The following is a 25447-nucleotide window of genomic DNA, read 5'->3' on the forward strand; positions in this document are numbered from 1 at the left end:
ATGGCAGTCAGCGCCAATCGACTTGAATTGCTTCAGATCGCCGACGCCGTTGCGCGCGAGAAATCGATCGACCGCGGCATCGTCATCGCGGCGATGGAGGATGCCATCGCCAAGGCGGCGCGGGCCCGTTACGGCAGCGAGACCGACGTTCACGCCGAGATCGACCCGAAGAAGGGCGAGCTTCGGCTGTCGCGCCACATGCTGGTGGTCGAGACGGTCGAAAACCATTCCAACCAAATCTCGCTGGTGGATGCGCAGCGCGCCAATCCCGGTGCCCAGGTCGGCGACACCATCGCCGACACCCTGCCTCCGCTGGAATATGGCCGTATCGCCGCGCAGTCGGCCAAGCAGGTGATCGTGCAAAAGGTGCGCGAAGCCGAGCGCGACCGGCAATATATGGAATTCAAGGACCGCATCGGCGACATCGTCAACGGCGTCGTCAAGCGCGTCGAATATGGCAGCGTCATCGTCGATCTCGGCCGCGGCGAGGCCATCATCCGCCGCGACGAGATGCTACCGCGCGAAGTGTTCCGCAACGGCGACCGCGTCCGCGCCTACATCTTCGACGTCCGCCGCGAGACCCGCGGCCCGCAGATCTTCCTCTCCCGCACCCATCCGCAGTTCATGGCAAAACTGTTCGCGCAGGAAGTGCCCGAGATCTATGACGGCATCGTCGAGATCAAGGCGGTTGCCCGCGATCCAGGCTCGCGCGCGAAAATCGGCGTGATTTCCCGTGATTCCTCGGTCGATCCGGTCGGCGCCTGCGTCGGTATGCGCGGTTCGCGCGTGCAGGCGGTGGTGAACGAATTGCAGGGCGAGAAGATCGACATCATCCCCTGGTCGCCCGACATCGCGACCTTCGTGGTCAACGCGCTGGCGCCGGCCGAAGTCTCCAAGGTCGTCATCGACGAAGACCGCGAGCGCATCGAGGTCGTCGTGCCCGACACCAACAACCAGCTCTCGCTGGCGATCGGCCGCCGCGGCCAGAATGTGCGACTGGCCTCGCAGCTCACCGGCTGGGACATCGACATCCTGACCGAGCAGGAGGAATCGGAGCGCCGCCAGGCCGATTTCGAGAACTCCACCCGCGTCTTCATGGAATCTCTCAATGTCGACGAAGTGGTCGGCCAATTGCTGGCGTCGGAAGGCTTCACCTCGGTCGAGGAACTCGCGATGGTGGACGTCAAGGAACTCGCCGGCATCGAAGGTTTCGACGAGGAGACCGCGCAGGAGCTCCAGAACCGCGCCCGTGAATATCTCGAACAGCTGGAAGCCGAGCTCGAGGCCAGGCGCAAGGAGCTCGGGGTCGAGGACGCCGTCAAGGACGTGCCCGGCGTCACCTCGAAGATGCTGGTGAAGTTCGGCGAGAACGACATCAAGACGGTCGACGATCTCGCCGGCTGCGCCACGGACGATCTGGTCGGCTGGACCGAGCGCAAGGAAGGCGGCGAACAGACCAAATATCCGGGTGCGCTCGATGGCCTCGATATCTCGCGTGACGATGCTGAAGCGATGATCATGCAGGCCCGCGTCAAGGCCGGCTGGATTACCGAGGCCGATCTCGCCAAGCCCGCTGAAGAGGCCGAGGCGACCGAAGATCAGCCGGCTTAGGGCGAAGGAGGATGTCACCCGGATGCTCGCCGATACTGACCCCGAACTCGACCATGGACCGCGGACCGAAAGGTCCGCGACCATGCGGATGTGTGCGGTCAGCCGCGAGGTCCGGCCGATCAACGAGCTGATCCGCTTCGTCGTCTCGCCCCAAGGGCACATAGTTCCCGATCTCAAGCGCAAGCTGCCCGGACGCGGCATGTGGGTCACCGCCTCGCGCGAGGTGGTTGCGGAAGCCGTTCGGCGTCACCATTTTACCAAAGCCTTCAAGCGCGAGCTGCGCATCCCTCAGACGCTTCCCGCCGACCTCGAGGCGCTCCTGGTCCGGAGCGTGGTCGAAGCCCTTGGGATTGCGGCCAAAGCGCGCCAGATCGTCGCCGGTTTCGGCAAGGTCGAAAGCGCGCTTCGGGAAGGTACGGTCGAGGTCCTGATCCATGCCAGCGACGGGGCCGCGGACGGAATCCGCAAATTGGACATGCTGGCGCGTCAAAATGAGGGAAATCGCGGCGCCAAGCCGCCGATTCCGGTCGTCACCGCACTAAAATCGACAGAATTGGATTTGGCACTTACCCGGTCAAATGTGATACATGCTGCCCTGCTCGCGGGCCCGGCGAGCAAGTCATTCCTGTCACGTAGCCAGATGCTGGTCCGATACCGGATGGCGGACGCTGACAGGACTGCCGAAAAGCCCGGCCAGGATTTCTGAGAGACAACGACCACCCGATAGCACGGTGCGGCAACGCACAAGACAACAAGATCAGGATTAGGACTGCTTAATGGTTGATACCAAGACCCCTGGCGACAAGAAGCTGAGCGTTCCGAGCAAGACGCTATCGCTCAAGCCGCGCGTCGAAACGGGCACCGTGCGCCAGAGCTTCAGTCATGGCCGTAGCAAGCAGGTCGTGGTCGAGAAGCGTGGCAAGCGCCGTGTCGACGGCAGCCCCGAGCCGCAGGTGGCCGAGGTGGCGAAGCCCGCGCCGGCCGCCGCCGCGCCCAAGCCTGCTCCGGCCCGCCCCGCGCCGCCGCGCAACGCCGGCTCCGGTGTGGTGCTGCGTACGCTGACCGAGGACGAACGTTCCGCCCGCGCCAGCGCGCTGGCCGATGCCAAGGTGCGCGAAGTCGAAGAGCGCCGCCATGCCGAGGAAGAGGCCCAGCGCCGCGCGGTCCGCGAAAGCGCCGAGCGTGCCGATCGCGAGGCCGCCGAGGCCCGTCGCAAGGCCGAGGAGGAGCGTCACCGCCACGAAGAGGAAGCCAAGCGGAAGGCCGAAACCGAGGCCAAGAAGCGTTTTGGCGAAGGCGAGCAACCGCAATCTGCGGCCCGCCCTGCAACGGCGACCTCGGCCGCTCCTGCAGCGCGCCCCGGCGCGCCGATGGCGCGACCCGGCACAACCACCACGGCACGCCCGGGAACAACGACCGCGCGGCCCGGAACGACCACACAGCGGCCGGGAGGCCCGGTGGGCCGCGCCCCCGCTGTCGCAGCCGGACCGGACGAGGACGAAGGTCCGCGCCAGATCCGTCGCGGCCCCGGCGGCGCTGCGCGGCCTGTGGTCGCTCCCAAGCCCACCCACAAGCCCGGCCCGCAGAAGGAGCGCGGCCGCCTGACGGTCGTCACCGCCTTCAATGCCGACGACGTCCGCGAGCGCTCGATCGCCTCGTTCCGCCGCCGCACCCAGCGCCTGAAGGGCCATGCCGCGAACGAGCCGAAGGAAAAGCTCATCCGCGAGGTGGTCATTCCGGAAGCGATCACCATCCAGGAGCTCGCCAACCGCATGTCGGAGCGCGCGGTGGAAATCATCCGCATGCTGATGAAGCAGGGCGCGATCCACAAGATCACCGACGTGATCGATGCCGACACTGCGCAACTGATCGCCGAGGAGCTTGGTCACACCGTCAAGCGCGTTGCCGCGTCCGACGTTGAAGAAGGCCTGTTCGACGCCATCGACGATTCCACCGACACCGAGCCGCGCTCGCCGGTGGTGACCGTGATGGGTCACGTCGACCACGGCAAGACCTCGCTGCTCGACGCGCTCCGTCATGCCAATGTCGTCTCCGGCGAAGCCGGCGGCATCACCCAGCATATCGGCGCCTATCAGGTGCTGTCGCCCGAAAGCGGCAAGAAGATCACCTTCATCGACACGCCCGGCCACGCCGCGTTCACCGCGATGCGCGCCCGCGGCGCCAAGGTCACCGACATTGTCGTGCTGGTGGTTGCGGCCGACGACGGCGTGATGCCGCAGACGATCGAAGCCATCAACCACGCCAAGGCGGCGCGGGTGCCGATCATTGTTGCGATCAACAAGATCGACAAGCCCGACGCCAAGCCCGAGCGCGTGCGCACCGAGCTGCTCCAGCACGAGGTGCAGGTGGAATCCTTCGGCGGCGAAGTCGTCGACGTCGAAGTGTCGGCGAAGAACAAGACCAATCTCGACAAGCTGCTCGAGATGATCGCGCTCCAGGCCGACATCCTCGACCTCAAGACCAATTCGGATCGCCCGGCCGAAGGCACCGTGATCGAAGCCAAGCTCGATCGTGGCCGCGGTCCGGTCGCGACCGTTCTGGTCCAGCGCGGCACGCTCCGTGTCGGTGACATCATCGTCGCCGGCGCTGAAATGGGCCGCGTCCGCGCGCTGATCTCGGATCAGGGCGAGACGGTGCAGGAGGCAGGTCCGTCAGTGCCGGTCGAGGTGCTCGGCTTCAACGGTCCGCCGGAAGCCGGCGATCGTCTCGCCGTGGTCGAGAACGAAGCCCGCGCCCGCCAGGTCACCAGCTACCGCGCGCACCAGAAGCGCGAGAACGCGGCTGCCTCGATCTCCGGCATGCGCGGCTCGCTCGAGCAGATGATGTCGCAGCTGAAGACGGCGGGCCGCAAGGAATTCCCGCTGATCATCAAGGCCGACGTGCAGGGCTCGCTGGAAGCGATCCTCGGCTCGCTGGAGAAGCTCGGCACCGACGAAGTCGCCGCGCGTATCCTGCATGCCGGTGTCGGCGGCATCTCGGAATCGGACGTGACGCTCGCGGAAGGCTTCAACGCCGCGATCATCGGCTTCTCGGTTCGTGCGAACAAGGAGGCCGCTGCGGCCGCCAAGCGCAACGGCATCGAGATCCGCTACTACAACATCATCTACGACCTCGTGGACGACGTGAAGAAGGCCATGAGCGGCCTGCTCGCGCCGACCCTGCGGGAAACCATGCTCGGCAATGCCGCGATCCTGGAGATCTTCAACATCTCCAAGGTCGGCAAGGTCGCTGGCTGCCGCGTCACCGACGGCACCGTGGAACGTGGCGCCAATGTGCGTCTGATCCGCGACAACGTCGTCGTGCACGAAGGCAAGCTGTCGACGCTGAAGCGCTTCAAGGACGAAGTGAAGGAAGTCCAGTCCGGCCAGGAATGCGGCATGGCCTTCGAGAACTATCACGACATGCGCGCCGGTGACGTCATCGAGTGTTACCGCGTGGAGACGATCCAGCGCTCCCTGTAAGTCCAAATCTTACCGAAGCGCCTGGATCTTTTTTGAACTGAATTGCGGGAGTGCGATGGCCGGATTTTTTCCGGCCATCCACCCCTCTTCGTTTCAGCAAGACAAATGACAATGCCCGTGTCCCAAAAGCGGGCATGACGAGGTGATTTTCAGACCATGCCCCGCCATCATCAGAAAAAGAGTTCCGCGTCCGGCGGCTCGCAACGTCAGTTGCGGGTCGGCGAGCAGGTTCGCCATGCGATAGCCGAGATTCTGGCGCAAGGCAGCGTGCATGATGCTGACCTCGAAGGCCACATCATCACCGTGCCGGAGGTGCGGATGTCGCCCGACCTGAAGCTCGCGACAGTCTACGTGATGCCGCTCGGTGGCCGCGACACCGAGGTCGTCCTCGCTGCGCTCGAGCGCAACAAGAAATTCCTGCGCGGCGAGGTCGCGCGGCGCGTTAACCTGAAATTTGCACCTGACCTTCGCTTCCGCGTCGACGAACGATTCGACGAAGCGGAACGGATCGAGAAGCTTTTGCGAACACCCGCGGTGCAGAAGGACCTGGAACAGGATCCGGATACGGATCGGGAAGAAGAACGATGACGATGGACCCGGCTCACGGCACGATCGGCGGCGAAGAGGCCGATCAGCTCGACGTGCAGAAAAATAATTTTGCGGATGTGAGCGGCAATTCTCAGCCGCACCAGGAGCCGCGCCGCGTCAACAACGATCCGCGCGCCAACAAGCAGAAGGGCAACCAGCCGCGCCGCGATCGCCGCGACGTCCATGGCTGGGTCGTGCTCGACAAGCCGATCGGCATGACCTCGACGCAGGCTGTTGCCGTGCTCAAGCGCCTGTTCAACGCCAAGCGCGCCGGCCATGCCGGCACGCTCGATCCGCTCGCCTCCGGCGGCCTGCCGATCGCGCTCGGTGAGGCCACCAAGACCGTCCCCTTCGTCATGGACGGCCGCAAGCGCTACCGGTTCACGGTGTGCTGGGGCGAGGAGCGCGACACCGACGACATCGAGGGCCGGGCGACCGCAACCTCGGACCAGCGCCCGACCCGGGAGGCCATCGAGGCCCTGCTGCCCCGTTTCACCGGGGTAATCCAGCAGATCCCGCCGCGCTATTCCGCGATCAAGGTCCAGGGCGAGCGCGCCTACGACCTCGCCCGCGACGGCGAGATCGTGGAACTGGCCCCCCGCCCCGTCGAGATTCACCGTTTAAGCCTTGTAGATCAACCGGATAGTGACCGGGCCGTGTTCGAGGCCGAGTGCGGCAAGGGCACCTATGTCCGCGCGCTGGCCCGCGATATGGGCCGGATTCTCGGCACTTACGGCCATATCTGCGCGCTGCGGCGGACCCTGGTCGGCCCATTTGGCGAGAACGACATGATTCCGCTGGATCAGTTGGAGGCTTTGTGCGATAGAGCCGCGTCCGGCGAGGGTAGCCTCGCCGACGCGCTTATGCCCGTTGAGACCGCGCTGGACGACATCCCGGCACTGGCCCTCACTCGGGCTGATGCGGCAAGGCTCCATCGGGGCCAAGCCGTTTTGTTGCGCGGACGGGATGCGCCCACTTGTAGCGGCACAGTCTATGTCACGGTGGCAGGCCGGCTTCTCGCGCTTGCCGAAGTCGGCAATGGCGAAATCATCCCCAAGCGTGTGTTCAACCTGACCGGCCTGACTGCCAGCGCCGATCGCAACGAGAGAAATTGACCGATGTCGATTGCCGCAGAACGCAAAGCGGAAGTCATCAAGACGAATGCCAACAAGGCCGGCGATACCGGCTCGCCAGAGGTTCAGGTCGCGATCCTGTCGGAACGCATCGCCAACCTCACCAACCATTTCAAGACCCACGTGAAGGACAACCATTCGCGTCGCGGCCTCTTGAAGCTGGTCTCGACCCGCCGCTCGCTCCTCGACTATGTGAAGAAGAAGGACGAGGCGCGTTACAAGGCGCTGCTCGAGAAGCACAACATTCGTCGTTAAGAGTTCTTGCGCGCGCCAACCGGCGCGCGTTTTCGCGCGTGATTTCGAACGAAAGCGTTTGTTTAAAGGTTTTTCGTCGAGGCTGCGTGCGCGTCGGATGCGAGCCGTTGACGGCGAGCATCCGGGCATGATGGGCGAACACCGCGCTTCGGTGTTCGCGTTCGTGCCGACTGACAGTCCAGCAGCAATCCGGCGGCTGGGCACAACGGGCAAGGCGCCCGTATGACCCGAAGGGATGGACGCCATCCGAAATCCAAAACCCATGGCAGGATCGCAGGACGCTGATCGCCCGCTTCGATCAACGTCCCGCAATCTTGCGCATGGTTTTTGTTTTTCGACCCGTCCTTCTTTCGAGAACCCATGAAAGAAGACCTCTATGTTCAATAAGCATTCAGTCGAGATCGACTGGGGTGGACGCCCTCTCAAGCTCGAAACCGGCAAGATCGCCCGCCAGGCCGACGGCGCCGTCGTCGCGACCTACGGCGAGACCGTGGTGCTCGCCACCGTCGTTGCCGCGAAGTCACCGCGCGAAGGCGTCGACTTCCTGCCGCTGACCGTCGACTACCAGGAGAAGACCTACGCAGCCGGCCGCATTCCCGGCGGCTATTTCAAGCGCGAAGGTCGTCCGACCGAGAAGGAAACGCTGGTCTCCCGCCTGATCGACCGCCCGATCCGTCCGCTGTTCGTCGACGGCTGGCGCAACGAGACCCAGGTGATCGTCACCGTGCTCTCGCACGACATGGAGAACGATCCCGATATCGTCGCGCTGGTGGCCTCGTCGGCTGCGCTGACCCTGTCGGGCGCTCCCTTCAAGGGCCCGATCGGCGCCGCGCGCGTCGGCTTCGCCAATGACGAGTTCATCCTCAACCCGACGCTCGACGAGATGGTCGACACCCAGCTCGACCTCGTCGTCGCCGGCACCGCAGACGCCGTGCTGATGGTCGAATCGGAAGCCAAGGAGCTGAACGAAGAGATCATGCTCGGCGCCGTGATGTTCGGTCACCGCCACTTCCAGCCGGTGATCAACGCGATCATCGAGCTCGCCGAAAAGGCCGCGAAGGAGCCGCGCGAGGTCACCACGATCGACAATTCGGCGCTCGAAAAGGAAATGCTCGGCATGGTCGAGCAGGAACTGCGCGCCGCCTACGCCATTCCGGTCAAGCAGGATCGCTACGCCGCGGTCGGCAAGGTCAAGGAAAAGGTGATCGCGCACTACTTCCCGGAAGGCCAGGAGCCGAAATACGACAAGCTGCGCATCGGCGGCGTGTTCAAGGAGCTCGAAGCCAAGATCGTTCGCTGGAACATCCTCGACACCGGCAAGCGCATCGACGGCCGCGATTCCAAGACCGTGCGCAACATCGTCGCCGAAGTCGGCGTGCTGCCCCGCGCCCACGGCTCGGCCCTGTTCACCCGCGGCGAGACCCAGGCGCTGGTCGTGACCACGCTCGGCACCGGCGAGGACGAGCAGTACATCGACGCGCTGTCGGGAACGTACAAAGAGACGTTCCTGCTGCACTACAACTTCCCTCCCTACTCGGTCGGTGAGACCGGCCGCCTCGGCGGCACCAAGCGCCGCGAGATCGGCCACGGCAAGCTCGCGTGGCGCGCGATCCACCCGGTGCTGCCGCCGCACCACGAATTCCCCTACACCACGCGCGTGGTATCGGAGATCACCGAATCCAACGGCTCCTCGTCGATGGCTTCGGTCTGCGGCGCCTCGCTCGCGCTGATGGACGCCGGCGTGCCGTTGAAGCGGCCGACCGCGGGCATCGCGATGGGGCTGATCCTCGAAGACAAGCGCTTCGCGGTTCTCTCGGACATCCTCGGTGACGAGGACCATCTCGGCGACATGGACTTCAAGGTCGCCGGTACCGAGCAGGGCATCACCTCGCTCCAGATGGACATCAAGATCGAGGGCATCACCGAAGAGATCATGAAGGTCGCGCTCGGCCAGGCCAAGGATGGGCGTATCTACATCCTCGGCGAGATGTCGAAGGCGCTGACCAACGCCCGTGCCGAGCTCGGCGAATACGCGCCGCGCATCGAGACCTTCAAGATCGCCACCGACAAGATCCGCGAAGTGATCGGCACCGGTGGCAAGGTGATCCGCGAGATCGTCGAGAAGACCGGCGCCAAGGTCAACATCGAGGACGACGGCACCGTGAAGGTCGCCTCCAACGACGGCGAGGCCATGAAGGCCGCGATCAAGTGGATCAAGTCGATCGCCTCCGATCCGGAAGTCGGCCAGATCTATGACGGCACCGTCGTCAAGGTGATGGAGTTCGGCGCTTTCGTGAACTTCTTCGGTTCCAAGGACGGTCTCGTCCACATCAGCCAGCTCGCCTCGGCGCGCGTGCAGAAGACCTCCGACGTCGTCAAGGAAGGCGACAAGGTCAAGGTCAAGCTGCTCGGCTTCGACGACCGCGGCAAGACCCGCCTGTCGATGAAGGTGGTCGACCAGGAGACCGGCGAAGACCTCGAGGGCAAGGGCGAGAGCCAGCAGCCCGCGCGCGAAGCAGCCGGCGAGTAAATCTCGCTACCTGCCAGAAACACGAAGGGCGGCCTCGCGGCCGCCCTTTTTGTTTGTGTTCGTTTGTGCCCGCTCCGGCCGATCTGCGCTCCCTCTCCCGCTTGCGGGAGAGGGTCGGGGAGAGGGTTGCTTCCGCAGAGAGACTCCCAATGAGGAGAGAGCCCTCACCCGCAAGCGGGAGAGGTCAAACACCTCAAGCCGCGATGTCGTAGCGGTCGAGGTTCATCACCTTGGTCCAGGCCTTGGCGAAGTCCTTGACGAACTGCTCCTTGGAATCCGACGTGGCATAGACCTCCGCGTATGCGCGAAGCTGCGAGTGTGCGCCGAAGATCAGGTCGACGCGCGTGCCGGTCCACTTGACCGCGTTGGTCTTGCGGTCGCGGGCCTCATAGGTGCCGTCGGTGCCGGCCGGCGTCCACTGCGTGCTCATGTCGAGCAGGTTGACGAAGAAGTCGTTGCTCAGCGTTCCCACCTTCGAGGTGAGGACGCCGTTCTTCGAACCGTTCGCATTGGCACCGAGTACGCGCAGACCGCCGACGAGCACCGTCATCTCCGGACCGGTAAGCCGGAGCAGCTGCGCACGATCGACCAGAGCTTCCTCGGGCATCATGAACTGCTGCCGCTTGCCGATGAAGTTGCGGAAGCCATCGGCCCGCGGCTCCAGCGGAGCAAACGAAGCGGCGTCGGTCTGCTCCTGCGAGGCATCCATGCGGCCCGGCGTGAAGCCGACCTTGACGTCGACGCCGGCATCCTTGGCGGCCTTCTCGACCGCGGCGGTGCCGCCGAGCACGATGAGGTCCGCCAGCGAGACCTTCTTCGCACCGGATGACGCGTTGAAGTCCTTCTGGATCGCTTCGAGCTTGCCCAGAACCTTCGAGAGCTGAGCCGGCTCGTTCACTTCCCAATCCTTCTGCGGGGCGAGGCGGATGCGCGCGCCATTGGCGCCGCCGCGCTTGTCCGAGCCGCGGAACGTCGAGGCCGACGCCCAGGCGGTCGAGACCAGCTCCGACACCGACAGACCCGAGGCAAGGATCTTGGTCTTCAGCGAGGCGATATCCTGCTCGCTGGCGAGCTCGTGATTCACGGCCGGGATCGGATCCTGCCAGATCAGCGTTTCCTTCGGCACCAAGGGGCCGAGATAGCGTTGGACCGGGCCCATGTCGCGATGGGTGAGCTTGAACCAAGCGCGGGCAAAGGCGTCCGCAAACTGGTCCGGATTCTCCAGGAAGCGGCGCGAGATCTTCTCATAGGCCGGATCCATACGCAGCGACAGATCGGTCGTCAGCATCGTCGGCCGATGCTTCTTGGACTTGTCGAAGGCGTCGGGAATGATCGCCTCGGCGCCCTTGGCCGTCCACTGCTGCGCACCGCCCGGGCTCTTCGTCAGCTCCCATTCGTACTTGAACAGGTTCTCGAAGAAGTTGTTGCTCCACTTCGTCGGTGTCGTCGTCCAGGTCACCTCGAGGCCGCTGGTGATGGAATCGCCGCCAATGCCCGAAGCGTGCTTGCTCTTCCAGCCGAGGCCCTGATCCTCGAGCGCGCCCGCTTCCGGCTCCGGTCCGACCAGCGACGGATCGCCGGCACCATGGGTCTTGCCGAAGGTGTGGCCGCCGGCGATCAGCGCGACGGTTTCCTCGTCGTTCATCGCCATGCGGGCGAACGTCTCGCGGATGTCCTTTGCCGCGGCGATCGGATCCGGCTTGCCGTTCGGGCCTTCCGGATTGACGTAGATGAGGCCCATCTGCACCGCGCCGAGCGGCTCGGCGAGCTGACGTTCGCCGCTGTAGCGCTCATCGCCCAGCCACGTGCCTTCGGGACCCCAATAGAGCTCTTCCGGCTCCCACACGTCGGCGCGGCCACCGGCGAAGCCGAAGGTCTTGAAGCCCATCGACTCCAGCGCGACGTTGCCGGCCAGCACCATCAGATCGGCCCAGGAAATCTTGCGGCCGTATTTCTGCTTGATCGGCCAGAGCAGACGGCGTGCCTTGTCGAGATTGGCGTTGTCGGGCCAGCTGTTGAGCGGCGCGAAACGCTGCTGTCCGGCGCCGGCGCCACCGCGACCGTCGGTGATGCGGTAGGTGCCCGCGCTGTGCCAAGCCATGCGGATCATGAGGCCGCCGTAGTGACCGAAGTCAGCGGGCCACCATTCCTGCGATTCGGTCATCAGAGCGGTCAGGTCCTTGATGACCGCGTTCAGGTCGAGCGACTTGAATTCCTTGGTGTAGTCGAAGTCCTTGTCCATCGGGTCGGACTTGGCCGAATTCTTGTGCAGCATCTCGATGCTGAGCTGGGTCGGCCACCAATCGCGGTTCGCCGGCACACGTTTTCCACCCGAAAACGGGCACTTTGAAGTGTCGTCCATGAATACCTCCTCTGGTGGCGTCGAACTCGCGCCATTGACCAGGTAGAAGCACTCTAGGCTTCACGTTCGATCAGGGGAAGTTGACTTTAATGATCGCAGCGATAAGATTTTCTGATGCTAAATCTCACGCTGCGCCAGCTCCGGTATTTCGACGCCCTGGCGCGTCACAGTCATTTCGGCCGCGCGGCTGAGTCCTGTTCGATCTCGCAGCCGGCCCTGTCAATGCAGATCAAGGAGCTGGAGGAGGCGCTCGGCGGCCTGCTGCTGGAGCGCAGCGCTCGGCAGGTGGCGCTGACCCGATTTGGCGAGGAGCTCGCGCAGCGCGTCCGCGACATTTTGCGCTCGGTCGACGAACTCGGCGATTTCGCCCGCGCCTCGCAGGACCGGTTCTCCGGACGGCTGCGCATCGGCATGATTCCGACGATCGCGCCCTATCTGCTGCCGACGATCACCAAGAATTTGACGCGCATGCATCCGGAGCTCGACATCCGCGTGCGCGAGACGATGACGCCGCGGCTGATCCAGGAACTGGTGGAAGGCCGGCTCGATACCGCCATCGTTGCGTTGCCGGTGTCCGAGCCCTCGCTCACCGAGGTCGCCCTGTTCGAGGAAAAATTCCTGCTGGTGCGGCCGAGCGCAGATGAGGGAACGCCGGCACCGTCGCGGGAGATGATGCGCGAGATGCGGCTGCTGCTGCTCGAAGAGGGGCACTGCTTCCGCGATCAGGCGCTGTCATTCTGCAACATGCAATCGGCGCCGCCGCGCGAGATGCTGGATGCCAATTCGCTGTCGACGCTGGTCCAGATGGTCAGCGCCGGCATCGGCGTCACCTTGATCCCAGAGATGGCCGTGTCGGTGGAGACGCGATCGGCTTCGGTCTCGCTCGCGCGCTTCCGCGACCCGCAGCCGTCACGCACCATTGGCATGGTCTGGCGCAAGACCAGCCCGCTGGCGCGGCAACTCCTGCAAATCTCCGAGGTGGTGTGCCTGTCGGCGGGCAAGGTGCGCGCGCGCCCATCCGTGCGCAGCAAGCCGATTTGAGCCCTCGATGTCGCATCCCATCATCCGCCCGGCCCGCGCGGACGAATACGACGAGATCGGCCGCGTCTGGATGGAGAGCTGGGTCTCGACCGGGCTCGGCGAGACGAGTGAATTCCTGCTCGCAAACCTGCGTGCACGCGTCCGGCGCGAGATCGAGGACGGTTGGAGCCTGTTCGTCGCCGACGACGACGGCACGATCGCCGCAATGCTGGCGCTGCATTTGCCAAAACTCTATCTCGACATGCTGTTCGTCGCGCCCGCCTATCAGGGCCAATCGCTCGGCCGCCAATTGCTCGCCTTCACGCGTACGCAAATGCCGGACGAGATGTATCTGCGCTGCGTCCGCGAGAACGAGAAAGCCTGGCGCTGGTACGAGCGCGAGGGCTTTGTGTTCGAGAAGCAAGAGATCGAGCCCTCGAACGGGTTTGTGATGAAGTATTATAGATGGAAGCGGCAGCGGCCCTCCGCATAGACAACGATCTTCTGATGCAGCTTGCGGTTGTCACGATCCCAACTTAGTGTGGCATCTCCGATGTCCTCCTGCCGCTGCTCCCCTGGAATCCATGTTTCGATCTGCTGCCTCATTGCTCGTCCTGCTGTCCTTTCTGGCTCCGGCAGTAGCGCAAACCCCTTCCGCAACCACCGCATCTCCCGCACCGGCAAAACCAGCTGCCAAGAAGGCCGCGCCGAAGGCCAAACCGGTGGCGAAGCAGCCGGTCGCGGTCGAGAGCGGCCCGTGCCGGCTTGGCGTGATCTCGGTGATCGGCGAGCGCTATTCCGTCCAGAAATTCGGGCTGACCATTTTCGAGAGCGAGGAGACCGAGATTCCCATCGACTGGGGTCTCGACGATCTCGTGTTTGCGCGGGTTAAAGCCGCAACGGGTGGCGATCCCGGTGTTCGCAGGATCGCCTACCCCAAGGGGGCCTTCGAACCCTTCTACAATCCGAAATCGCGATTCATTCCCGATCCCAACGAACGCCTGCCAGCGATCGTGCGCGGCATCACTCCGAACGGGAGCTGCGCTCGCTATCTGGTTGCGACCACGTACAAGGGAGAACTGCCGGGCACCCGCCTGATGTTAAACGGCATCGGCACATTCAATCAGGGGCTCGGAAATCTGATCCGGCATTCGCATTTGTTCGCCAACATCTCGATCAACCTGATCGACGGCAGAAGCTATGAGGAAATCAAGCGCCCCTTTGTGAATTTCGGCGCGAACTTCGCCGCAAGTCTGCGGCTGACCGAAGACCCGCTCACCAAGCTCGACAACTCGCTGTTCCCCGAGCCGCCCGCGGCAGCTTCAGCCAACGCGACGCTGCGCGAGAGGACACGAACACTCGTCGCAGACAGGCTCGACCGCGGACTCCCCGGCTATCTCAAGGAAGATTGAGCCGGAGCATTCCATACCTGGCGTAGTGCATTGCGGATTCGCTGCGGACGCGCCATGAAATTGCGCGCTGTTCGGCTGCCACCGATGAAAGGTCCGCTTCCATGATCAAGCTCTATTGGTCGCCCCGTTCGCGCTCATTCACGACGCTCTGGCTGATGGAAGAGAGTGGCCTGCCGTATGAGCGCGTGCTGACGGACATCTCGACCGGCGCACAGAAGGCGCCGGACTACCTGAAGGTCAATCCGATGGGCAAGGTTCCGGCGCTGACCGACGGCGATGCCGCGCTTGGCGAAGCCGCCGCCATCTGCGCCTACATTGCCGATCGCTATCCCGAGACCAGGCTAGCCCCAGCCGTGACGGACCCGCGCCGTGCGCGTTACCTGCAATGGCTGTTCTTCTCGCCGGGCTGCATCGAACCCGCCATCATCCAGATCTTCACGAAGATCGAGATCCCGACATCGACCGCGGCCTGGGGCAGCGCAACGCAGGTCTTCGACGTGCTGGAAGCCGCGCTTGCCAAGGGGCCGTGGGTCCTCGGGGAGGAATTTTCCGCCGCCGACATCACGATCGGCTCGGGCCTGAACTTCGCGGTGCGCCTGTTCAAGATGGTGCCGTCGCGCCCGGCCTTCGAGGCCTATCTCACCCGCTGCATGGCACGGCCGGCGTTCCAGCGCGCGGAGCAGATCGCGGCGGGTTAGTCCTGCGTCTTCATATCATCCGGCCTCGGCATCAGGACGATGTTGTAGCCGCTATCGACATAGTGGATCTCGCCGGTCACGCCGCCGGAGAGATCCGACAACAGATACAGCGCCGAGCCGCCGAGCTCGTCGAGCGTGACGCCGCGGCGGAGCGGGGAATGCTTTTGCATGAAGGCGAACATCGCGCGCGCCTCGCCGATGCCGGAGCCGGCGAGCGTGCGGATCGGGCCGGCGGAGATCGCGTTGACGCGGATGCCGCGCGGTCCGAAGTCGGAGGCGAGATAGCGCACCGAGGCTTCCAGCGCCGCCTTGGCCACGCCCATCACGTTGTAGTTCGGCATCGCGCGTTCCGAAGCGCCGAAGGTCAGCGTGATCATGCTGCCGCCCTCCGTCATCAGCTCGGCGGCGCGTTTTGCCACTTCCGTGAAGGAGAAGCAGGAGATCACCATGGTGCGCGAAAAATTCTCGCGGCTGGTGTCGGCGTAGCGGCCCTTGAGCTCGTTCTTGTCGGCGAAGCCGATCGCGTGGATGACGAAGTCGAGCTTGCCCCATTTTTCGCGGAGCACATCGAAGGTGGCATCGACGCTGGCGATGTCCTCGACGTCGCAGGGCAGCACCATGTCGACGCCAAGCTGCTCCGCCAACGGCTTGACGCGCTTGCCCAAGGCCTCGCCCTGGAAGGTGAAGGCAAGCTCGGCGCCATGGGCATGCAGCGTCTTCGCCATGCCCCAGGCGATCGAATGATCATTGGCGATGCCCATGATCAGACCGCGCTTGCCTTTCATCAAACCTTCCATTTCACGGTCACCTTTCACTTTCCGCTTTCGTCATGCCCGGGCTTGTCCCGGGCATCCACGCCCTTCGAAGCCGGAGGCCAAGACGTGAGCAAAGACGTGGATGGCCGGGACAAGCCCGGCCATGACGAGAAAATTACCAGCGCGTCCGCAAGGACCTCACGCATCAAGCCGGCTGAACACCAGCGTGGCGTTGGTGCCGCCGAAGCCGAAGGAGTTCGACAGCACGGTGCCGATCTTGACGTTGTCGATGCGCTTGCGCACGATCGGCATGTCGGCGAACACGGGGTCGAGCTCCTGGATGTGGGCGCTCTCGCAGATGAAACCATTGTTCATCATCAGCAGCGAATAGATCGCTTCCTGCACGCCGGTTGCGCCCAGGGAGTGGCCCGTCAGCGCCTTGGTCGCCGAGATCGGCGGGCACTTCTCGCCGCTTCCGAACACCCTGCGGAGCGCGTCGATCTCCGGCGGATCGCCGGCCGGCGTCGATGTCGCGTGCGGATTGATGTAGTCGACCTTGGTCTTCACGGTCGACATCGCCATGCGCATGCAGCGCTCGGCACCCTCGCCTGATGGTGCGACCATGTCGTAGCCGTCGGACGTCGCGCCGTAGCCGACGATCTCGCCGTAAATGCGCGCGCCGCGCGCCTTGGCATGCTCGAGCTCTTCCAGCACCAGCACGCCGGCGCCGCCAGCAATCACGAAGCCGTCGCGGTTGACGTCGTAGGGACGCGAGGCCGTGGAGGGCGTGTCGTTGTACTTCGAGGACATCGCGCCCATGGCGTCGAACAGCACCGACAGCGACCAGTCCAGCTCCTCGCAGCCGCCAGCGAAGATGACGTCCTGCTTGCCGATCTGGATCGTCTCATAGGCGTTGCCGACGCAATGGTTCGACGTCGCGCAGGCCGACGAGATCGAATAGTTCACGCCCTTGATCTTGAACCAGGTTGCAAGCGTCGCGGAGGCCGTGGAGGACATCGCCTTCGGCACTGCAAACGGCCCGACGCGCTTCGGTCCCTTGGTGCGGGTGATGTCGGCGGCCTCGACGATGGTGCGCGCGGACGGACCGCCGGATCCCATGATGATGCCGGTGCGAATATTGGAAATTTCGTCAGGCGAAAGACCGGAATCCTGGATCGCCTGTTCCATCGCGACGTGATTCCACGCCGCGCCCTGACCGAGGAAACGCATGGCGCGGCGGTCGACCACCGTCGAGGGATCGAGCGTCGGCGCACCCTGCACCTGCGAACGGAAGCCGAGCTCGGCATATTTCTCAGCCCGCGAAATGCCCGACTTCGCCTCGTGAAGGCTCGCAAGCACTTCCTGGGTGTTGTTTCCGATGGAAGAGACAATGCCCATCCCGGTGACCACAACCCGCCTCATGACAGCCTCGCCTCAATCGTTATCTTCGTGGTGATGCGCTCAGCCCAGGCTCGTGCCCTGCTTGAACAGGCCGACCTTCAAATCCTTCGCGCGATAGATAATCTGGTCATCGACCGAAAGCCATCCGTCGGCGATACCGAGCACCAGCTTTGAACGCATCACGCGCTTGATATCGATGTTGTACACAACCTTGCGGGCCTCCGGCAGCACCTGGCCGCTGAACTTCAGCTCGTTCAGGCCAAGCGCGCGACCGCGACCTTCACCGCCGCTCCAGCCCAGATAAAAGCCGACCATTTGCCACAGCGCATCGAGGCCGAGGCAGCCGGGCATCACCGGATCGTTCTTGAAGTGGCAGCCGAAGAACCAGAGGTCGGGCTTCACGTCGAGTTCGGCACGCACTACCCCCTTGCCGAATTCGCCGCCGGTCTCGCTGATGTCCGAAATGCGGTCGAACATGAGCATCGGCGGCAGCGGCAATTGCGCATTGCCAGGGCCGAACATCTCGCCGCGGGCACATGCCAGCAGATCTTCATATTCGTAACCGTTGCGCCTGTTCAGCATGCGGAAGCCTTTGTGTTCTAACCCCGACTGAGCGGCGTTTCCGGCGAAAATGGGCCCCATCCTGTTCGAAAAGCAACATCTGTTGCCATTGTCAGACGAGAATAACGAAGGACCCCGGATGGATAGCGAACGGCCTTCAATGCCGGGTCGCGCCAAAATCGGTTAAGCGGAACCGCGGGCTCTCTAACACAGGCCATTTCGGGTAGCAAAGCGCTCTCATGAAGGTAAAATGACGGGCCGCCGGCCCGGTTCCCCTGCTAATTAGAACCACTCTAGTTGCGAGAAACTTGCATCTGCATCTATCTCTCCATATATGTTGGAGATCACAGTGTTCACGCGTGCCCGAAGCTGGAAATGAACGAAAATAACGCGCCCCATCGCGACGACGAGGCTCACGCGGCGGCTCTTATGTCGGGCCGCCAGCCGGCTTTGACCGGTTGCCCGTGGCACGACGTCAACGAAATGCTCCAATCCGCCGGGCTTCGCCCGACGCGCCAGCGTATGGCGCTCGGCTGGCTCCTGTTCGGCAAGGGTGCGCGACACCTCACGGCTGAAATGCTTTACGAGGAAGCGACGTTGGCCAAGGTGCCGGTCTCACTGGCCACCGTCTACAACACGCTGAACCAGCTCACCGACGCCGGTCTGCTGCGTCAGGTCAGCGTTGACGGCACCAAGACCTATTTCGACACCAACGTCACGACCCACCATCACTATTATCTCGAGAACAGCCACGAGCTGGTCGACATCGAGGATCCGCATCTGGCGCTGTCCAAGATGCCGGAGGTGCCCGCGGGTTACGAGATCGCCCGCATCGACATGGTCGTACGGCTGCGCAAGAAGCGCTGAGATCGTCTTACATCACTGATTTGATTTTCATGGCCGGGATTTCCCGGCCATATTGTTTTACGCCGTCATTCCGGGGCGGTACGCAGCACCGAGCCCGGAATCTCGAGATCCCGGGTTCGATGCTGTGCATCGCCCCGGGATGACCCGTTGGGTCAGTTCACCTGCTCGTCCGAGTAGACGCCCCAGAGGCGCTCCTGCTGAATCCAGCCGTCAAAGCCGTTGCCGGTGACGTGGCACCAATTTGTGGTGCACTTTTTCACCTGCGTGACGACGCCGGCCTGGAGCTTTGCGGCCACCGCGCTGTCGGGATCGGCGCGGTCATAGATCGGCGCAAGCTCGTCCTTGTGCTTCATGGTGACGACGGCGGTACGGCGGCCCGACAGCAGCGAGTGATAGACCCAGCCCTCGGCGCCCTCGGAATCGCGGACCCGGCGCCAGTTCTCGAACTCGGCGGTGATTTCGACCGGCAGGCCGGAGCGGGTGTAGACCCAGGCGACGTCGTTGTCCTTGGTCGGGCCGGCGCGGACGTTGACGTGATCCGATTTCAGGCTGACGTAGCGCGGCACCGGGAGGCCCGAGGCAGTCTGGGGTGTGCTGTCCTTTGCCGAATGCCCCGGGCTGACCGAAGCGCTCAACCAGGTGCAAACGAGCGCCATCACCGAACAAAAACGCCCCAACGCCATCAACCCGTCTCCTGTCGAAGGTCCGGCCGAGCCGGGCCCTCGCCCCAAAATTCCAAAACCAGGCCGCTGCCGTCCCTGTGACCCGCCTATGCGGGTGTTCCCGAGCCCTTTACCCGTGGTTCTTGTCTTGGCCCGGCCTTCTGCTAGAGAGGACGGGCATCTGAACAACCGGTTTGTCCCGATTTTCCGGCCGGAAATGTCGGGAGAGCTTGAAGGAAACGCCGGGGACGACACGGCAGTTGCAGTGTCGAACAACCGGGTTAATGAGGCCTCAACGGCCGGCCTTTGGCGACAGAGGCGGCTCGCAACGCCTCATGAGGGCAGGACATGTCGGTGAAGAAAAAGCCCCTCGTCGTCGTGACGCGCAAGCTTCCGGACTCGATCGAGACCCGGATGCGCGAGCTATTCGACGCGCGGATCAATCTCGACGACGCGCCGATGTCGCCCGAGCAGATCGCGGAAGCCGCCCGCACGGCCGATGTGCTGGTCCCAACCGTGACCGATCACATCTCCGCCGACATCGTCAACCAGCCCGACTGCAGGCTGAAACTGATCGCGAATTTCGGCAACGGCGTCGACAACATCGATGTCGAGGCCGCGCATGCCCGCGGCATCACCGTCACCAACACACCGAAGGTTCTGACCGAAGACACCGCCGACATGACCATGGCACTGATCCTCGCCGTGCCCAGGCGGATGATCGAAGGCGCCTCGATCCTGACGGAAGGAAAACCCTGGCCGGGCTGGTCGCCGACCTGGATGCTCGGCCATCGCATCGGCGGAAAGCGCCTCGGCATCATCGGCATGGGCCGCATCGGCCAGGCGGTCGCACGCCGCGCCCGCGCCTTCGGCTTGCAGATCCACTATCACAACCGCCGGCCGGTGGCGCCGAAGATCGCCGAAGAGCTGGGCGCGACCTATTGGGAAAGCCTCGACCAGATGCTGGCTCGAATGGACATCATCTCGGTGAACTGTCCGCACACGCCGGCGACCTACCATCTGCTGTCGGCGCGCCGGCTGAAGCTGATCCGCAAGGACGCCTACATCGTCAACACCGCGCGCGGCGGGGTCACTGACGAGGACACGCTGATCAAGCTGATCGAAGGCGGCGAGATCGGCGGCGCCGGCCTCGACGTCTACGAGCACGAGCCCGCGGTGAACCCGAAGCTGGTGCGGCTCGCCAAGGCCGGCAAGGTGACGCTGCTGCCGCATATGGGCTCGGCCACGATCGAGGGCCGCGTCGAGATGGGCGAGAAGGTGATCATCAACATCCGCACCTTCCTCGACGCGCACAAGCCGCCGGATCGCGTGCTGCCGAGCATGCTCTGAGTTCAACTTTCTGCGCGATAAGCTCTCCTGCCTCATCCTGACGAGACCGCGTAGCGGTCGTCTCGAAGGATTGCCGCAGGCGAGATCCGGGCCTTCATGGTTCGAGACGCGCGTTCCGCGCTCCTCACCATGAGGGTCTGCTATCCTCGGGCGTTTCGCTTGCGCCAGTCGGCGACGAAATCGATGAAGGCCCGCAGCGCCGGCGGCGTCTGGCGCCGGCTTGGATAGTACAGGAACGGTCCGGAAAACGGCTCGCACCAGTCTTCAAGCAGCCTGACCAGCGCGCCCGACTTCAGGGCTTCGCCGACGTAACCATCAAGCGTCGCCCAGATGCCGGCTCCGTCGAGCGCCGCGCGCATGGAGAGGCCCATGTTGGTCGAGATCAGCTTTGCCGGCGGGTCGACCTTCACCAGCTGACCGGCCTTCTCGAACTCCAGATCATGCATGACACCGCTGGAGTAGCGGGCGCGGATGCAATCGTGGTCGAGTAGATCCTTCGGATGCTCAGGCTTGCCGCGGCGTGCGAGGTAATCGGGCGAAGCGACCACGACATAGCTCTGCGGGCCGCTCAGCGGGATCGCCACCATGTCCTGCGCGAGATGCTCGCCATAACGCACGCCGGCATCGAAGCCCGCGCTGACGATATCGACGAACCCGCTCTCGGAGACGATGTCGAGGTCGACCTGCGGATAGGCCTTGAGGAACGGCCCGACCATCGGCGCCAGCACGAGATCGACCGCAGGCGGCGGCGCGTTGATGCGCAGCCGGCCCGAGGCCACCTCGCGCAGGCCCCGGACCTGATCCAGGGCGTCGCCGACATCGCGCAGCGCCGGCGCCACGCGCGACAGCAGCAACTCACCCGCCTCGGTCAGGGCGACGCTACGGGTCGTGCGGTTCATCAGGCGGACGCCGAGGCGCTCCTCCAGGTCCCGCAATCGCTGGCTAAGGCTCGACACCGACACGCGAATATCGATCGCCGCACGCCGGAAATTGCGGGTGCGGGCGACCGCCACGAAGACGTCGAGATCACGCAGGTCGGGCTCGGCCATTGTTCGCCACTGTGAACAAGCCATTCTCGATTGTCCAGCTTATCGGCGTAATCGATCAGGCGCATATCTGGCCTCGTCACGCGGCGCAGTCAGCGCCTTTTCGAGGAGAGCCATCATGGAACAGCGCAAACTCGGTTCAACCGGCCCCACCGTCTCAAGCCTCGGCCTCGGCTGCATGGGCATGTCCGAGGTCTACGGCCCCGCCGATCGCGGCGAGAGCATCGCCACGATCCACGCGGCGCTGGATGCCGGCATCACCCTGGTCGACACCGGCGATTTCTACGCCATGGGCCACAATGAAATGCTGGTGCGCGAAGCGCTCAAGGACGTGCCGCGCGACAGGGTGCAGATCAGCGTCAAGTTCGGTGCGCTGCGCGGTCCTGCCGGCGAATTCACCGGCATGGACACGCGGCCGGCCGCAACGAGGAACTTCCTGGCCTATTCACTGCAGCGGCTCGGCACCGACTACATCGACATCTACCGTCCGGCGCGGCTCGATCCCAACATTCCGATCGAGGAAACCATCGGCGGCATCGCCGATCTCGTGAAGGCCGGCTACATCAAACATATCGGCCTGTCCGAGGTCGGCTCCGACACCATCCGCCGCGCGCATGCCGTGCACCCGATCGCCGATCTCCAGATCGAATATTCGCTGATCGAGCGTGGCATCGAACGCGACATCCTGACGACCTGCCGCGAGCTCGGCATCGGCATCACGGCTTACGGCGTGTTGGCGCGCGGCCTCATCAGCGGTCATTGGTCGAAGGACTCCGGCAAGGCAGGCAAGGATTACCGGCTGATGACGCCGCGCTTCCAGGGATCGAATCTCGAGGTCAATCTGGCTCTGGTGGAGCAGCTGCGCACCATCGCCGCCGAGATTGGCGCGACGCCGGCACAGGTCGCGATCGCCTGGGTGGCGGCGCAAGCGAAGGAGATCGTGCCGCTGGTCGGCGCCCGCACCCGTAACCGCCTCAGCGAGGCACTTGGTGCGGCCAAGGTCACGCTGACGCCAGCTCATCTCGCGATGCTGGCAACGGCCTTCCCGCCCGATGTCGCCGCCGGTACGCGCTACGCCGCCGAGCAGATGGCGCATCTCGACAGCGAGAAGCCGGCCACAGCGTAGCGGCTGCGATCAGGTGCGATGGGCGCTGAGATCGGTGATCACAGGCCCATCGCCATTGAGCGGATTGGCCGGATCGCGCGCGTAACGCAGCGTCTCGAAGCGCATCGCGCGCGCATCGATCATGAGGAGACGGCCAACCAGGCCGTCGCCAAAGCCGACGAGCTCGCGGATCGCCTCCAGCGCCATCATCGAGCCCATCACGCCCGCGAGCGCGCCCATGACGCCGGCTTCGGCGCAGGCCGGTACGGTCCCGGGCGGCGGCGCCTCCGGGAACAGGCAGCGATAGGTCGGATTGAATTCGCCCCGCTCGTTCTTCTCATGCGCACGGATGGTGGTCAGCGAGCCATCGAAGGTGCCGAGCGCCGCCGTGATCAGCGGCCTCTTGGCGAAGAAGCAGGCGTCCGAGGCCAGATAGCGGGTCGAGAAATTGTCGGAGCCGTCAAGCACGAGGTCATAGTCGCCGATCAGCGCCAGCGCATTGTCGGCATTGAGCCAGGTGGCGTGGCCGACGAAGCGGACATGCGGATTGAGCGCCGTGATCCGTTCGGCCGCGCTCTCGACCTTGTGCCGGCCGATATCGGGCGTGGTGTGAATGACCTGGCGCTGGAGGTTCGACAGCGACACCACATCGTCATCGACCACGCCGAGCGTACCGATGCCGGCGGCCGCCAGATACATCAACGCGGGCGCACCGAGCCCGCCGGCGCCGATCACCAGCACGGAGGCCCGCTTCAGCGCAGCCTGGCCGGGACCACCGACATCGCGCAGCACGATATGGCGGGCATAGCGTTCGAGTTCGTCCGGGCTCAGCATCGTCCTACGCCTCTCCTACTACGCTCTCGCTGTCGATCCTCATGGTGAGGAGCGCGGAACGCGCGTCTCGAACCATGCAGGCCCTGCTATCGCCGCGGGCGATCCTTCGAGACGCGGCCTTGAGGCCGCTCCTCAGGATGAGGGCCTGAGTCCACGGCTTCTATCGCCGGCCTGAACCACCGCAACATTGTTCGCGACCAACGAGATGTGCTTCAATGGCATTGCGTTCAATGGGCTGGCTGGATTTGTCATGAGATCGATGCTTGCGGCAACACTGATGTTTGCGGCTGCGACAGGCGCGAACGCCCAGATGACGACACCGCAGATGCCCGGCACCAAGCCGAAGCCGGTCCAGACCGTTCCGATCCGGCCTCCTGCATTGCAGACGCCGGCTGCGACGGCCGATGCCATGGCGCAGGCGGAGCGGCTGTCGCTGCAGTCCGACCTTGCCTGGGTTGGCCAGTACAACGGCGCCATCACCGGTGACGTCAGCGCGCGCCTGGTCGAGGCGATCAAGGAGTACCAGAAAGCCAAGGGCGGCAAGCCGACCGGCGTACTCAATCCGCAGGAACGCGCCGCGCTCGCCGAGACGGCGCGGCGGAAGCAGGACAGCGTCGGCTGGAAGATCGTTACGGAAATGACCAGCGGCGCGCGGCTTGGCATTCCCTCAAAGCTGGTGCCGCAGCAGGCGACCGACGCCAACGGCTCGAAATGGACCTCGCCCAATGGCACGGTGCAGGTGCTGCTCAGCCGCCGCAAGGAGGCGAGCCCGACCACAGCCAAGCTTGCCGAAGCGGAGAAGAAGGAGCCGGGTCGCAAGGTCGACTACACCGTGGTCAAGCCCGACTTCTTCGTGCTGTCGGGTCTGCAGGGCCTGAAGAAATTTTACATGCGCGGCACTTCTCGGGGTGATGAAGTCCGCATCATGACGATCCTCTACGATCAGGCGACCGAGAACACGGTCGAGCCGGTCGTGATCGCGATGTCGAGCGCGTTCAACGCGTTTCCGTCAGGGCCGCAAGCCGGGCCGCCGCCGCGCAAGACCGTCGAGTATGGCACCGGTCTCGTCGTCAGCGACGATGGCGCGATCGTCACCGACCGCCTCGTCACCGATTCCTGTCTCGCGATCACGATCGCCGGCTATGGCAGCGCCGACCGGCTCGCCGAGGACCGGGAACACGACCTCGCGCTGCTGCATATCTACGGTGCCCGCGGCCTGAAGCCCTTCAGCCTCGCCGCCGGCGCGGCAAAGACGAGTATCGATGTCATCGGTATCGCTGATCCGCAGAGCCAGGGCGGAGCCGCCGGTGTGTCAAGCCTCAAGGCTGCGCTGGCATCTGTCGGTGGCGGCGATTCCCCGCTCTCACCGCCGCCGGCTGTCGGCTTCTCCGGCAGCCCCGCCATCGACGGCGACGGCAAATTCGGCGGCATCGCGCTGTTGAAGCCGGCGATGGTCGCAGGACCCGCGACAGCGGTGCCGGCGTCGCAGGCGGTGATGGTCTCCGCGGAGACGGTGCGTGATTTCCTGAAAGCGAATGGTGTCGCGGCGAACGGCACGTCCACAGATGCGACAGCCGCCGTTGTGCGCGTGATCTGCGTGCGCAAGTAACTCTCGTGTCACGGGCGCGGTGCGGCATGAGATGCCGCTGCGCTGTGTCCGGGGCACGCGATCAACTCGTCAGCGCACACAGCACACGTACGAGTACGGGTCCAGTAATGGTACGGATTCGCTGGAATTCCCGATTCCGCCATCATCGTGACTGCTGATTCGGACC

At 64.3% G+C, this 25447-nt stretch carries 22 protein-coding genes; 15 read left to right on the forward strand and 7 right to left on the reverse strand.

The window, feature by feature from the left end; translation table 11 throughout:
- From nusA to pnp, 7 genes are all read left to right on the forward strand, one after another.
- Complete coding sequence (nusA, locus tag AC0L3K_RS01200; RefSeq protein ID WP_007598336.1) at positions 1-1611, forward strand: transcription termination factor NusA; 1611 nt, start codon at positions 1-3, stop codon at positions 1609-1611.
- A 22-nt stretch (positions 1612-1633) separates the two neighbouring features.
- Positions 1634-2317 carry an RNA-binding protein gene (locus AC0L3K_RS01205; protein WP_473365401.1) on the forward strand — a complete coding sequence of 228 codons (684 nt, stop codon included), beginning with the start codon at positions 1634-1636 and terminating at the stop codon, positions 2315-2317.
- A 70-nt stretch (positions 2318-2387) separates the two neighbouring features.
- Positions 2388-5093, forward strand: a complete 2706-nt coding sequence (infB, locus tag AC0L3K_RS01210; RefSeq protein ID WP_219678861.1) for a translation initiation factor IF-2 — start codon at positions 2388-2390, stop codon at positions 5091-5093.
- A 156-nt stretch (positions 5094-5249) separates the two neighbouring features.
- Entirely contained in the window at positions 5250-5681 is a 432-nt protein-coding gene (rbfA, locus tag AC0L3K_RS01215) for a 30S ribosome-binding factor RbfA (protein WP_007598344.1), read from the forward strand.
- Positions 5678-6796 carry a tRNA pseudouridine(55) synthase TruB gene (gene truB, locus AC0L3K_RS01220; protein ID WP_473365402.1) on the forward strand — a complete coding sequence of 373 codons (1119 nt, stop codon included), beginning with the start codon at positions 5678-5680 and terminating at the stop codon, positions 6794-6796. The genes rbfA and truB overlap by 4 nt, the downstream gene beginning before the upstream one ends.
- 3 nt (positions 6797-6799) lie before the next feature.
- Entirely contained in the window at positions 6800-7069 is a 270-nt protein-coding gene (gene rpsO, locus AC0L3K_RS01225; protein ID WP_007598346.1) for a 30S ribosomal protein S15, read from the forward strand.
- Between the two features lie 376 nt (positions 7070-7445).
- Positions 7446-9599, forward strand: coding sequence for a polyribonucleotide nucleotidyltransferase (pnp, locus tag AC0L3K_RS01230; protein ID WP_007598347.1), 2154 nt, complete (start codon positions 7446-7448; stop codon positions 9597-9599).
- A 193-nt stretch (positions 9600-9792) separates the two neighbouring features.
- Here the strand turns inward: pnp and katG are convergent, their stop codons facing one another.
- Positions 9793-11961 (reverse strand): catalase/peroxidase HPI, encoded by a 2169-nt coding sequence (katG, locus tag AC0L3K_RS01235; protein ID WP_354200273.1) that lies wholly within the window; start codon positions 11959-11961, stop codon positions 9793-9795.
- A 114-nt stretch (positions 11962-12075) separates the two neighbouring features.
- Here katG and AC0L3K_RS01240 point away from each other — a divergent pair, with 114 nt between their 5' ends.
- From AC0L3K_RS01240 to AC0L3K_RS01255, 4 genes are all read left to right on the forward strand, one after another.
- Positions 12076-13002 carry a hydrogen peroxide-inducible genes activator gene (locus AC0L3K_RS01240; RefSeq protein WP_027514694.1) on the forward strand — a complete coding sequence of 309 codons (927 nt, stop codon included), beginning with the start codon at positions 12076-12078 and terminating at the stop codon, positions 13000-13002.
- 7 nt (positions 13003-13009) lie between these two features.
- Positions 13010-13474, forward strand: coding sequence for a GNAT family N-acetyltransferase (locus tag AC0L3K_RS01245; protein WP_007598350.1), 465 nt, complete (start codon positions 13010-13012; stop codon positions 13472-13474).
- 91 nt (positions 13475-13565) lie between these two features.
- A complete protein-coding gene (locus AC0L3K_RS01250) occupies positions 13566-14393 on the forward strand; it encodes a hypothetical protein (RefSeq protein WP_354127080.1) in 828 nt (275 codons plus the stop codon).
- A 101-nt stretch (positions 14394-14494) separates the two neighbouring features.
- Positions 14495-15091, forward strand: coding sequence for a glutathione S-transferase family protein (locus AC0L3K_RS01255; RefSeq protein ID WP_007598352.1), 597 nt, complete (start codon positions 14495-14497; stop codon positions 15089-15091).
- Here AC0L3K_RS01255 and fabI read toward each other — a convergent pair.
- From fabI to fabA, 3 genes are all read right to left on the reverse strand, one after another.
- Entirely contained in the window at positions 15088-15888 is an 801-nt protein-coding gene (fabI, locus tag AC0L3K_RS01260) for an enoyl-ACP reductase FabI (RefSeq protein ID WP_007598353.1), read from the reverse strand. The genes AC0L3K_RS01255 and fabI overlap by 4 nt on opposite strands.
- Positions 15889-16044: 156 nt before the next feature.
- Positions 16045-17268 carry a beta-ketoacyl-ACP synthase I gene (gene fabB / locus AC0L3K_RS01265; RefSeq protein WP_007598354.1) on the reverse strand — a complete coding sequence of 408 codons (1224 nt, stop codon included), beginning with the start codon at positions 17266-17268 and terminating at the stop codon, positions 16045-16047.
- 39 nt (positions 17269-17307) lie between these two features.
- Positions 17308-17829, reverse strand: coding sequence for a bifunctional 3-hydroxydecanoyl-ACP dehydratase/trans-2-decenoyl-ACP isomerase (gene fabA, locus AC0L3K_RS01270; protein WP_007598355.1), 522 nt, complete (start codon positions 17827-17829; stop codon positions 17308-17310).
- A gap of 354 nt (positions 17830-18183) precedes the next feature.
- Here fabA and irrA point away from each other — a divergent pair, with 354 nt between their 5' ends.
- The gene (irrA, locus tag AC0L3K_RS01275) at positions 18184-18675 is read left to right on the forward strand and encodes an iron response transcriptional regulator IrrA (protein WP_007598357.1); all 492 of its coding nucleotides are present in this window, start codon (positions 18184-18186) and stop codon (positions 18673-18675) included.
- Positions 18676-18827: 152 nt separating this feature from the next.
- On the opposite strand, the gene AC0L3K_RS01280 is transcribed toward irrA, so the two are convergent.
- Entirely contained in the window at positions 18828-19358 is a 531-nt protein-coding gene (locus AC0L3K_RS01280) for an SH3 domain-containing protein (protein ID WP_007598358.1), read from the reverse strand.
- 327 nt (positions 19359-19685) lie between these two features.
- Here AC0L3K_RS01280 and AC0L3K_RS01285 point away from each other — a divergent pair, with 327 nt between their 5' ends.
- A complete protein-coding gene (locus AC0L3K_RS01285; RefSeq protein ID WP_007598360.1) occupies positions 19686-20687 on the forward strand; it encodes a 2-hydroxyacid dehydrogenase in 1002 nt (333 codons plus the stop codon).
- A 140-nt stretch (positions 20688-20827) separates the two neighbouring features.
- On the opposite strand, the gene AC0L3K_RS01290 is transcribed toward AC0L3K_RS01285, so the two are convergent.
- Positions 20828-21736 carry a LysR family transcriptional regulator gene (locus tag AC0L3K_RS01290; protein ID WP_354170418.1) on the reverse strand — a complete coding sequence of 303 codons (909 nt, stop codon included), beginning with the start codon at positions 21734-21736 and terminating at the stop codon, positions 20828-20830.
- A gap of 115 nt (positions 21737-21851) precedes the next feature.
- Between AC0L3K_RS01290 and AC0L3K_RS01295 the strand changes: the two genes are divergently transcribed.
- The gene (locus AC0L3K_RS01295) at positions 21852-22859 is read left to right on the forward strand and encodes an aldo/keto reductase (protein WP_354200277.1); all 1008 of its coding nucleotides are present in this window, start codon (positions 21852-21854) and stop codon (positions 22857-22859) included.
- Between the two features lie 9 nt (positions 22860-22868).
- Here the strand turns inward: AC0L3K_RS01295 and AC0L3K_RS01300 are convergent, their stop codons facing one another.
- Complete coding sequence (locus tag AC0L3K_RS01300) at positions 22869-23672, reverse strand: HesA/MoeB/ThiF family protein (RefSeq protein ID WP_354200278.1); 804 nt, start codon at positions 23670-23672, stop codon at positions 22869-22871.
- Between the two features lie 250 nt (positions 23673-23922).
- Here AC0L3K_RS01300 and AC0L3K_RS01305 point away from each other — a divergent pair, with 250 nt between their 5' ends.
- Entirely contained in the window at positions 23923-25281 is a 1359-nt protein-coding gene (locus AC0L3K_RS01305; RefSeq protein ID WP_219678839.1) for a serine protease, read from the forward strand.
- The last annotated feature ends 166 nt before the right edge of the window (positions 25282-25447 follow it).

This window comes from Bradyrhizobium sp. MI1.10 (genome assembly GCF_055811035.1).

What these genes read in the sequence shown, in the direction of transcription:
- AC0L3K_RS01205 (WP_473365401.1), top strand. Translation starts at nt 1,634, where the DNA reads ATGCTCGCCGATACTGACCCCGAACTCGACCATGGACCGCGGACCGAA.
- rbfA (WP_007598344.1), top strand. Translation starts at nt 5,250, where the DNA reads ATGCCCCGCCATCATCAGAAAAAGAGTTCCGCGTCCGGCGGCTCGCAA.
- irrA (WP_007598357.1), top strand. Translation starts at nt 18,184, where the DNA reads ATGAACGAAAATAACGCGCCCCATCGCGACGACGAGGCTCACGCGGCG.
- truB (WP_473365402.1), top strand. Translation starts at nt 5,678, where the DNA reads ATGACGATGGACCCGGCTCACGGCACGATCGGCGGCGAAGAGGCCGAT.
- AC0L3K_RS01245 (WP_007598350.1), top strand. Translation starts at nt 13,010, where the DNA reads ATGTCGCATCCCATCATCCGCCCGGCCCGCGCGGACGAATACGACGAG.
- nusA (WP_007598336.1), top strand. Translation starts at nt 1, where the DNA reads ATGGCAGTCAGCGCCAATCGACTTGAATTGCTTCAGATCGCCGACGCC.
- AC0L3K_RS01295 (WP_354200277.1), top strand. Translation starts at nt 21,852, where the DNA reads ATGGAACAGCGCAAACTCGGTTCAACCGGCCCCACCGTCTCAAGCCTC.
- katG (WP_354200273.1), bottom strand. Translation starts at nt 11,961, where the DNA reads ATGGACGACACTTCAAAGTGCCCGTTTTCGGGTGGAAAACGTGTGCCG.
- AC0L3K_RS01255 (WP_007598352.1), top strand. Translation starts at nt 14,495, where the DNA reads ATGATCAAGCTCTATTGGTCGCCCCGTTCGCGCTCATTCACGACGCTC.
- AC0L3K_RS01305 (WP_219678839.1), top strand. Translation starts at nt 23,923, where the DNA reads ATGAGATCGATGCTTGCGGCAACACTGATGTTTGCGGCTGCGACAGGC.
- fabA (WP_007598355.1), bottom strand. Translation starts at nt 17,829, where the DNA reads ATGCTGAACAGGCGCAACGGTTACGAATATGAAGATCTGCTGGCATGT.
- AC0L3K_RS01250 (WP_354127080.1), top strand. Translation starts at nt 13,566, where the DNA reads ATGTTTCGATCTGCTGCCTCATTGCTCGTCCTGCTGTCCTTTCTGGCT.
- AC0L3K_RS01300 (WP_354200278.1), bottom strand. Translation starts at nt 23,672, where the DNA reads ATGCTGAGCCCGGACGAACTCGAACGCTATGCCCGCCATATCGTGCTG.
- AC0L3K_RS01240 (WP_027514694.1), top strand. Translation starts at nt 12,076, where the DNA reads ATGCTAAATCTCACGCTGCGCCAGCTCCGGTATTTCGACGCCCTGGCG.
- rpsO (WP_007598346.1), top strand. Translation starts at nt 6,800, where the DNA reads ATGTCGATTGCCGCAGAACGCAAAGCGGAAGTCATCAAGACGAATGCC.
- AC0L3K_RS01290 (WP_354170418.1), bottom strand. Translation starts at nt 21,736, where the DNA reads ATGGCCGAGCCCGACCTGCGTGATCTCGACGTCTTCGTGGCGGTCGCC.
- fabI (WP_007598353.1), bottom strand. Translation starts at nt 15,888, where the DNA reads ATGGAAGGTTTGATGAAAGGCAAGCGCGGTCTGATCATGGGCATCGCC.
- AC0L3K_RS01285 (WP_007598360.1), top strand. Translation starts at nt 19,686, where the DNA reads ATGTCGGTGAAGAAAAAGCCCCTCGTCGTCGTGACGCGCAAGCTTCCG.
- pnp (WP_007598347.1), top strand. Translation starts at nt 7,446, where the DNA reads ATGTTCAATAAGCATTCAGTCGAGATCGACTGGGGTGGACGCCCTCTC.
- AC0L3K_RS01280 (WP_007598358.1), bottom strand. Translation starts at nt 19,358, where the DNA reads ATGGCGTTGGGGCGTTTTTGTTCGGTGATGGCGCTCGTTTGCACCTGG.
- fabB (WP_007598354.1), bottom strand. Translation starts at nt 17,268, where the DNA reads ATGAGGCGGGTTGTGGTCACCGGGATGGGCATTGTCTCTTCCATCGGA.
- infB (WP_219678861.1), top strand. Translation starts at nt 2,388, where the DNA reads ATGGTTGATACCAAGACCCCTGGCGACAAGAAGCTGAGCGTTCCGAGC.